This window comes from Pseudomonas sp. PS01270 (assembly GCF_029959775.1).
In the GTDB taxonomy this organism is placed as follows: Bacteria; Pseudomonadota; Gammaproteobacteria; order Pseudomonadales; family Pseudomonadaceae; genus Aquipseudomonas; species Aquipseudomonas atacamensis.
Genome location: NZ_JASCPT010000006.1, coordinates 107,041 through 116,394 on the forward strand (window position 1 = coordinate 107,041; position 9,354 = coordinate 116,394).

Annotated in this window: 7 protein-coding genes; 6 read left to right on the plus strand and 1 reads right to left on the minus strand. The window is 60.6% G+C overall.

The annotated features are described in order from the left end of the window. The first annotated feature begins 10 nt into the window (after positions 1 to 10). The 6 genes from hisS to QMX86_RS04360 all read left to right on the plus strand — a co-directional run bounded on the left by hisS (position 11) and on the right by QMX86_RS04360 (position 7,064). On the plus strand, positions 11 to 1,300 hold the full coding sequence (gene hisS / locus QMX86_RS04335) for a histidine--tRNA ligase (protein WP_024014212.1): 1,290 nt from the start codon (positions 11 to 13) through the stop codon (positions 1,298 to 1,300). 41 nt (positions 1,301 to 1,341) lie between these two features. Beyond that, positions 1,342 to 1,983 (plus strand): tetratricopeptide repeat protein, encoded by a 642-nt coding sequence (locus QMX86_RS04340; RefSeq protein ID WP_056790153.1) that lies wholly within the window; start codon positions 1,342 to 1,344, stop codon positions 1,981 to 1,983. Continuing rightward, positions 1,976 to 3,127, plus strand: coding sequence for an outer membrane protein assembly factor BamB (gene bamB, locus QMX86_RS04345; RefSeq protein ID WP_051600540.1), 1,152 nt, complete (start codon positions 1,976 to 1,978; stop codon positions 3,125 to 3,127). The genes QMX86_RS04340 and bamB overlap by 8 nt, the downstream gene beginning before the upstream one ends. Before the next feature lie 135 nt (positions 3,128 to 3,262). Continuing rightward, a complete protein-coding gene (gene der / locus QMX86_RS04350) occupies positions 3,263 to 4,735 on the plus strand; it encodes a ribosome biogenesis GTPase Der (protein WP_024014210.1) in 1,473 nt (490 codons plus the stop codon). 401 nt (positions 4,736 to 5,136) lie between these two features. Next, a complete protein-coding gene (locus QMX86_RS04355) occupies positions 5,137 to 6,285 on the plus strand; it encodes a pyridoxal phosphate-dependent aminotransferase (protein WP_041479927.1) in 1,149 nt (382 codons plus the stop codon). Further along, on the plus strand, positions 6,273 to 7,064 hold the full coding sequence (locus tag QMX86_RS04360) for an amidohydrolase (protein ID WP_073473299.1): 792 nt from the start codon (positions 6,273 to 6,275) through the stop codon (positions 7,062 to 7,064). Before QMX86_RS04355 ends, QMX86_RS04360 begins: the two co-directional genes overlap by 13 nt. A gap of 179 nt (positions 7,065 to 7,243) precedes the next feature. On the opposite strand, the gene leuA is transcribed toward QMX86_RS04360, so the two are convergent. Then, positions 7,244 to 8,923, minus strand: coding sequence for a 2-isopropylmalate synthase (gene leuA / locus QMX86_RS04365; RefSeq protein ID WP_016773339.1), 1,680 nt, complete (start codon positions 8,921 to 8,923; stop codon positions 7,244 to 7,246). Positions 8,924 to 9,354: the final 431 nt, after the last annotated feature.

Here is a 9,354-nt window from a genome sequence, read left to right on the forward strand (position 1 = left end):
AGGAAATTTTGTGAGCAAGTCTCTGCAAGCCATTCGTGGCATGAACGACATCCTGCCCGAACAGACCCCGCTGTGGCGTTATTTCGAAGGCACTGTGGCGCGTCTTCTGGATAACTACGGTTACAAGCAGATCCGCATGCCGATCGTCGAGTTCACCGAGCTGTTCAAGCGCTCGATCGGCGAAGTCACCGATATCGTCGAAAAAGAGATGTACACCTTCGAAGACCGCAACGGTGATTCCCTGACCCTGCGTCCGGAAGGCACTGCGGCCTGCGTGCGCGCCGTGCTCGAACACGGCATCACCGGCGGTGGTCAGGTGCAGAAACTCTGGTACATCGGCCCGATGTTCCGCCACGAGCGTCCGCAGAAAGGCCGTTATCGCCAATTCCACCAGATCGGTCTGGAAGTGTTCAACCTCGACGGTCCGGACATCGACGCCGAGCTGATCATCATGACCTGGCGCCTGTGGGGCGAGCTGGGCATCCGTGATGCGGTCAAGCTCGAACTCAACAGCCTCGGCACCAGCGAATCCCGTGGTCGCTATCGTGAAGCGCTGGTCGAGTACCTCTCGGCGCACCACGACAAGCTCGACGAGGACAGCCAGCGTCGTCTGAAAACCAACCCGCTGCGCGTGCTCGACACGAAAAATGCCGACACCCAGGCCGTGCTGGTCGATGCGCCGAAAATGGCCGATTACCTCGACGACGAGTCCCGCGCTCACTTCGAAGGCCTGAAGGCGCGTCTGGATGCCGTTGGCATTCCTTACGTGCTCAATCCGAAACTGGTGCGTGGCCTCGATTACTACAGCAAAACCGTTTTCGAATGGGTCACCGACAAGCTCGGCGCCCAGGGCACCGTGTGCGCGGGCGGCCGTTACGACGGTCTGGTCGAGCAGATGGGCGGCAAGCCAACCCCGGGCGTCGGTTTCGCCATGGGCATCGAGCGTCTGGTATTGATGCTCGAAACCCTTGAGCAGATCCCGCAGGAAATTTCCCGTCAGGTCGACGTCTACCTCTGCGCCTTCGGTGAAGAAGCCGAGCTGGCCGGTCTGGCCCTGGCCGAACGGGTTCGCGATGAACTTCCAAACCTGCGCCTGCAAGTCAATGCCGGCGCCGGCAGTTTCAAAAGCCAGTTCAAGAAGGCCGACAAGAGCGGTGCGCTGTACGCATTGATCCTCGGTGACGACGAAATGGCCCAGCAAGTGGTAGGTTTCAAACCCCTGCGTGGCCAGGGCGAACAACAAAGCATTGCCTGGGATGCGCTCGCCGCTCACCTGGCCACCTGCGTCGTGCAGGGTTGAAGCTGTCTTAACAGCCGATTTAGCGATTAAGGAGTATTGGGGTGTCGAGTACCGAAGACGAACAGTTGGCGGATTTGAAGGACTGGTGGACACGCAACGGCAAACCTCTGGTCACCGGCGGCCTGTTGGCGCTGGTCATCGTGTTCGGCTGGCAGGCCTGGCACAAATATCAGAGCAACCAGTCGCAAGGCGCCTCGGTGCTCTATCAGCAATTGCTGGAAACCACGCTGACGCCTGACGGCAAGCCTGATGCCGCCCGCGTTGCGGACCTGGCCGGCAAGCTCAACAGCGAATACGGCGGTTCGGCCTACGCGCAGTACGGCAGCCTGTTCGTCGCCAAAGTAGCGGTCGACAGCGGCAAGCTGGACGACGCGGCAACCGAACTCAAAGCCATCGTCGACAAACCGGCCAACCCGGCGCTGGGCGAAATCGCCCGTCAGCGTCTGGCGCAGGTGCTGGGCGCGCAGGACAAGGCCGAAGACGCCCTGAAACTGCTCGACGGCGATGCCGACAAAGCGTTCCTGGCCACTCGCGAAGAACTCAAGGGCGACCTGCTGGTGCGCTTGGGCCGTACCGATGACGCGAACAAGGCGTATCAAAAAGCCAAGGCGGCACTGTCGGATGAAGCGGCGGTCGGTGGCCTTCAAATCAAGCTCGACGACCTGGCCAAAGGGGATGCGTGACGTGATCCGTTGGAAGCATGCAGCATTGCTGGCTCTGGCCCTTCTGGCCGCGGGTTGCAGCAGCAACAGCAAGAAAGAATTGCCACCGGCCGAACTGACCGACTTCAAAGAAGAAGTCGTTCTGCAGAAGCAGTGGAGCCGCTCGATCGGTGACGGTCAGGGCGAAACCTACAACATGCTGGTGCCGGCGATCGACGGTGACACCATCTATGCCGCCGATGTTACCGGTGTCGTAATGGCCATGGATCGCAGCAATGGCGACGTGAAGTGGGACCAGGATCTGGAACTGCCTGTCTCCGGCGCCGTTGGCGTGGGTTACGGTCTGGTACTGATCGGTACCCTGCGTGGCGAAGTCGTCGCTCTGGACACCAGCAACGGTGAAGAGAAGTGGCGTGCCCGCGTCAACAGTGAAGTCCTCGCGCCGCCGGCCAACAATGGCGACGTGGTAGTGGTGCAGACCCAGGACGATCGTCTGATCGGTCTGGACGCTGCCACCGGCAACCAGCGCTGGGTGTATGACAGCACCCCGGCGGTCCTGACCCTGCGTGGCACCAGTGCTCCGCTGGTGACCAACCGTCTGGCCGTAGCTGGCCTGTCGACCGGTAAAGTGGTCGCGCTGGACATCTCCAACGGCGTGCCGGTGTGGGAACAACGCATCGCCATTCCACAAGGTCGTTCGGAACTGGAGCGCGTGGTCGACATCGACGGCGGTCTGCTGCTGTCCGGCGGTACGCTGTACGTGGCCAGCTATCAGGGTCGCGTTGCGGCACTGGACCTGGAAAGCGGTCGTCAACTGTGGCAGCGCGATGCGTCGAGCTATGCCGGTATCGCTCAAGGTTTCGGCAGCGTCTACGTGAGCCTGTCTTCGGGCACCGTTGAAGGCGTCGACGAGCGTTCCACCACCGCACTGTGGAGCAACGACTCGCTGGCTCGCCGTCAACTGTCGGCACCGGAAGTGTTCTCCAGCTACGTAGCTGTGGGTGATCTGGAAGGTTATCTGCATCTGCTGAGTCAGGTCGACGGTCGTTTCGTCGGCCGTGAGCGCATCGACAGCGACGGCCTGCGTGCCCGTCCGCTGGTGGTGGGCGACACGATTTATGTGTATGGCAACAGCGGCAAACTGGAAGCCCTGACCATCAAGTAACAACTATGCTTGGGGTTCATCCCCAAGCGGCCCTGCATCAGCAGGGTTTGCAGCGCCCCCGGGTGTTGCCCCGAGCACCAGCCGCTGCCTCGCAGCGGCTTTTGTATTTTCTGAAATAACGAAGTGGAGAGCCGCATGGTTCCCGTAATCGCCTTGGTGGGCCGACCGAACGTCGGCAAGTCCACCTTGTTCAACCGCCTGACCAGGACTCGTGACGCCATCGTCGGCGACCTGTCCGGTCTGACCCGTGATCGCCAGTACGGTGAGGCCAAGTGGCAAGGGCGTTCCTACATTCTGATCGACACCGGCGGTATCTCCGGTGACGAACATGGTATGGACGAAAAAATGGCCGAGCAGTCGCTGCTGGCCATCGAAGAAGCCGATGTGGTGCTGTTTCTGGTAGATGCCAAGGCCGGTTTTACCGCTGCCGACCAGATGATCGCCGAGCATTTGCGCAAACGTAACAAGCGTTCCCACGTGGTCGCCAACAAGGTCGACAACATCGACCCGGAAATGGCCCGCGCCGAATTCGCCCCGCTGGGCATGGGCCACGCGATCCCGATCGCCGGCGCCCACGGCCGTGGCATCACGCAATTGCTGGAAGCCGCTCTGAGCGAATTCCCGCGCGATGATGACGAGCCGGCTGAAGGTGAAGAGGAAGAAGTCGTTGCCGAAGGCGAGGAAGCCAAGCGCATTCCTGGTCCGAGCGAAAAAGACGGGATCAAGATCGCCATCATCGGTCGTCCGAACGTCGGCAAGTCGACCCTGGTCAACCGCATGCTCGGTGAAGATCGGGTCATCGTGTATGACCAGCCGGGCACCACCCGCGACAGCATCTACATTCCGTTCGAGCGCAATGAAGAGAAGTACACGCTGATCGACACTGCCGGTGTGCGCAAGCGCGGCAAGATCCACGAAGAAGTCGAAAAATTCTCCGTGGTCAAAACCCTGCAGGCGATCAAAGACGCCAACGTGGTGATCTTCGTGATGGACGCCCGCGAGGGTGTGGTCGATCACGACCTGAACCTGCTGGGCTTCGCGATCGAATCCGGTCGTGCGCTGGTCATCGCGATCAACAAGTGGGACGGCATGACGCCGAGCGAGCGCGACTTCGTCAAAGTCGAGCTGCAACGCCGGCTGTTCTTCGTCGACTACGCCGACATTCACTTCATCTCGGCCCTGCACGGCACGGGCGTGGGCAACCTCTACGCCTCGGTGCAGAACTCGTTCAAGTCCGCGGTTACCCGCTGGCCGACCAACCGTCTCACCCAGATTCTGGAAGATGCGGTGGGCGAGCACGCGCCACCGATGGTTAACAACCGCCGGATCAAGCTGCGTTACGCTCACTTGGGTGGTGCGAACCCGCCGATCATCGTGATCCACGGTAACCAGATCGAGAAAGTGCCGAAGTCGTATGTGCGCTATCTGGAAAACACTTACCGTCGTGTACTCAAGCTGGTCGGTACGCCGATCCGCATCGAGTTCAAGGGCGGCGAGAACCCGTACGAAGGCAACAAGAACACGCTGACCGACCGCCAGGTCAACAAGAAGCGTCGCTTGATGTCGCACAACAAGAAAGCCAGCAAGAAGCGCCGCGACAAGAAGTGATCCGAGGCCCTGCACAATTTTGTGTGGGGCTTTTGTGGCGAGGGGATTTATCCCCGATGGGCTGCGCAGCAGCCCCAAAACCTGTGTCCGCGGTGTATCAGTCAAACCGCATTCAACGGGTTTGCGACTGCTTCGCAGCCGGAACGGGGATAAATCCCCTCGCCACAGGATTGATCGTTCCCACGCTCCGCGTGGGAATGCATCCCGTGACGCTCCGCGTCACAAAGCGAGGGACGCAGAGCGTCCGTGGCGGCATTCCCACGCAGAGCATGGGAACGATCGGTCATTGTTGAATCAAAGAAGGGCGCCGTTTGGCGCCCTTTTTTTATGGGCGCCGGATGGGCTATCCTCGGGCTCTCCCGCGCCGTCGTCAGAGCCGGGTGTTGAGCAGAGAACCCCCGATGATCACCAGCAAGCTGCCGAATGTCGGCATCACTATTTTCACGCAGATGTCTCAGCTCGCGGCGCAGACCGGCGCGATCAACCTGTCCCAGGGTTTCCCGGATTTCGACGGCCCGCAGTCGTTGCGTGATGCGGTCGGGCGGCATATCGCCAGTGGCCATAACCAGTATTCGCCGATGACCGGTTTGCCGGCGTTGCGTCAGCAGATCGCGGCCAAGATCGCGCGCAGCTATGGCGTGACAGTCGATGCCGATCATGAAGTGACGGTAACGCCCGGTGCGACTCAGGCAATCTTCTGCGCGATTCAGGCCGTTATCCACAGCGGCGATGAAGTCATCGTCTTCGATCCGTGCTACGACAGCTACGCACCGGCGACGGAGTTGGCGGGCGGTCGTTGCGTGCATGTGCAGCTGAATCCGGACGATTTCTCCATCGATTTCGATCAACTCGCAGCGGCCCTCAGTCCGCGGACGAAAATGATCGTCATCAACACCCCGCACAACCCGAGCGGCGCATTGATCAGCCGCGACGAGCTCGATCAACTGGCGGCGTTGATCCGTGATCGCGACATCTATCTGATCAGCGACGAAGTCTACGAACACCTGGTCTTCGACGGCGTGCCGCATGTCAGCGTGCTGGCCCATGAAGAGCTGTATCAGCGCGCGTTCGTGATCAGTTCGTTCGGCAAGACGTACCACGTCACCGGCTGGAAAACCGGCTATGTCGTCGCCCCGCCAGCCCTGACAGCCGAACTGCGCAAGGTGCATCAGTACGTGAGCTTCTGTGGCGTCACGCCACTGCAATACGCGCTGGCCGATTACATGGCCGAGCACCCGGAACACGTTGAAGAACTGCCGGGTTTCTATCAGGCCAAGCGCGATCTGTTCTGCGATCTGCTCGCGCCGTCGCGCTTCAGTTTTACCCGGGTCACCGGTACCTATTTCCAGTTGGTCGATTATTCGCAGATCCGTCCGGATCTGAACGATGTCGACATGGCCATGTGGATGACTCGCGAGCACGGTGTCGCGAGCATTCCGGTGTCGGTGTTCTACCAGAATCCACCGCAAGGCCAGCGCCTGATACGCCTGTGCTTTGCCAAACGCGAGGAGACGCTGCGTGAAGCGGCGGCGAAACTATGCGTGATCTGAGTGCGTTGCCAGACCTGACCCTGGCGCTGATCCAGACCAGCCTGGCCTGGCACGACCGCCGGGCCAACCTCGAGCATTTCGAGCTGCTGCTGGAGCAGGCCCGGGGCGCCGATCTGATCATCCTGCCGGAGATGTTCACCACCGGTTTTTCCATGGAGTCGGAAACCCTCGCTGAAGCCGAAAACGGCCCGACCAGCAAATGGCTTCGGGCGCAGGCGGCCAAGTTCGATGCGGTCATCACTGGCAGCGTGATCATCCAGGCGGCTGACGGCAGCCATCGCAACCGCTTGCTGTGGGCGCGGCCGGACGGTGAAGTGCTGCATTACGACAAGCGTCACCTGTTTCGTATGGCCGGCGAGCACAACCATTACACGCCGGGCGAGCGGCAGGTGCAGTTCGAGCTCAAGGGGTGGCGGATTCGTCCGCTGATCTGCTACGACCTGCGCTTTCCGGTGTGGAGCCGCGATGCGCAGGACACCGATCTGCTGCTGTACACCGCCAATTGGCCGGGCGCACGGCGTCTGCACTGGAACCGCCTGCTGCCGGCACGAGCGATTGAAAATCTCTGCTACGTGGCAGCGGTAAATCGGGTGGGCAGCGATGGCAAAGGCTTCGCCTATACCGGCGACAGTCAGGTGCTGGATTTCCAGGGCGAGACGTTGCTGGCGGCGGGGGAGGCGGATGGCGTGTTCAAGGTGATTGTGGAAGCGGCGCCGTTGGCGGCGTATCGCGAGCGCTTTCCGGCGAACCTGGATGCCGACACTTTCGAGTTCACCTAACGCAGCCGATCATTCCCACGCTCTGCGTGGGAATGCAGCCCGTGACGTTCCGCTTCACTGGACGCGGAGCGTCCCTTGAGGCATTCCCACGCGGAGCATGGGAACGATCGCATCATTTGATCTACAAAAAAAAGGCCCCGGAGCTCACACTCCGGGGCCTTTCGCATTTCAGCGGTCGATTACGCCGCTTTCGCCTCTGGCTGGCTCAGCGAGCGGTTCAGTGCGCTGAACAATGCTTTGAAGCTGGCGGTGGTGATGTTTTCATCGATACCCACGCCGTGCACCGCACGTTCACCGTTCACCCGCAGTTCGATATAGGCCGCTGCTTTGGCATTGGTGCCCGCGCCGATCGCGTGTTCGTTGTAGTCCATGATTTCCACCGGAATCGGCAGGCCGGCGACCAGTGCTTCCAGCGCGCCGTTGCCCTTGCCGCGCCAGTGCAGGTTGGTTTCGCCCTGACCTTTGCTGGCCACTTCGACTTCGACGGCGCTGTTGCCGTTCTCTTCCTGCAAACGATGGCTGACCAGCGCGTACGGGGTGTTGGCCTGCAGGTATTCGCTGATCAACAGCGAGTGAATTTGCTTGGCCGTCATCTCCAGGCCCAGGCGATCGGTCTCACGCTGTACGACCTGGCTGAACTCGATCTGCATGCGCCGTGGCAGGCTGATGCCGTATTCCTGCTCCAGCAAGTAAGCGATACCGCCCTTGCCCGACTGGCTATTGACGCGGATCACCGCCTCGTAGCTGCGACCGATGTCGGCCGGATCGATCGGCAGGTACGGCACCTCCCACAGGGTGTCCGGTTTCTGCTGGGCGAAGCCCTTGCGGATTGCGTCCTGGTGCGAGCCGGAGAACGCGGTGTGCACCAGGTCGCCAACGTACGGATGACGCGGGTGGACCTGGATCTGGTTGCACTCTTCGACAACCTTGCGCACGCCATCGATATCGGAGAAGTCCAGCTCAGGGTCGACGCCCTGGGTGTACATGTTCAGCGCGACGGTGACGAGGTCGACGTTGCCGGTGCGCTCGCCGTTGCCGAACAGGCAGCCTTCGACGCGATCAGCGCCGGCCATCAGGCCCAGCTCTGTGGCCGCGACGCCAGTACCACGGTCGTTATGGGTGTGCAGACTGATGATCACGCTGTCGCGACGGTTGATGTTGCGACCGAACCACTCGATCTGGTCGGCGTAGACGTTCGGCGTCGCGCATTCAACCGTGGCCGGCAGGTTGAGGATCATCTTGTGCTCAGGCGTCGGGTTCCACACCTCGATCACGGCGTCGCAGACTTCCTTGGCGAATTCCAGCTCGGTAGCGCTGAAGGTTTCCGGCGAGTATTCGAAGGTCCACTCGGTCTCCGGCTGCATGGCTGCATATTTGACGAACAGCTTGGCAGCGTTGACGGCGATGGCCTTGATACCGTCCTTGTCCTGGTTGAAGACGATGCGACGGAAAGAAGGCGAAGTGGCGTTGTACAAGTGAACGATGGCTTTCTTCGCCCCGCGCAGGGATTCGAAGGTGCGCTCGATCAGGTCTTCACGGCCCTGGGTCAGCACCTGAATGGTGGTGTCGTCCGGTATGTGGCCTTCTTCGATCAGGGTACGCACGAAGTCGAAGTCGGTTTGCGACGCGGCCGGGAACGACGCTTCGATTTCTTTCACACCAACCTGCACCAAGGTTTTCCAGAAGCGCAGCTTCTTCGCCGCGTCCATTGGCTCGATCAGCGACTGGTTGCCGTCACGCAGGTCGGAGCTGCACCAGATCGGCGCGGCATCGATGGTCTTCGACGGCCAAGTGCGATCCGGCAGGTTGATGACGGGAAACGCGCGGTATTTCGAAGACGGGTCTTTGAGCATGCTCATCGGGAAATTCCTTGTTGTCTGGGCCGAAAAGAGGCGGCCTGCCGGTTGAACGAATGTTCTTGGAAAAGCGTGGGACGAGGCGCAGCGATTCAGCCTGGCAGTCGTGCGCTGACGAGGCACAGGCTGCGGTGCTGGCGAAGCTGAATGAGGGTGTGAGAGGTTTTCATGGCTTCAACCCTAACCGCGAGGGGAAAGGATGGCAAGCAGTCGGAAAAAATTGAGAGGAATACCCGGAAAGCGGGATTTTGCGCGATTTTATTGTGCTTAAGTCAGTACATGTTGTTGATGTTTGCGTGAGGGTAGATTGAGGCGCAATTGAGAGCGGTCGGGTGCCAGCGGTATTTGTAGGTTGGATAGGCCGCCTTCGCGAGCAAGCTCGCTCCCACATTGGATTGCATTCATAAACAAATCCCTGTGGGAGCGAGCTTGCT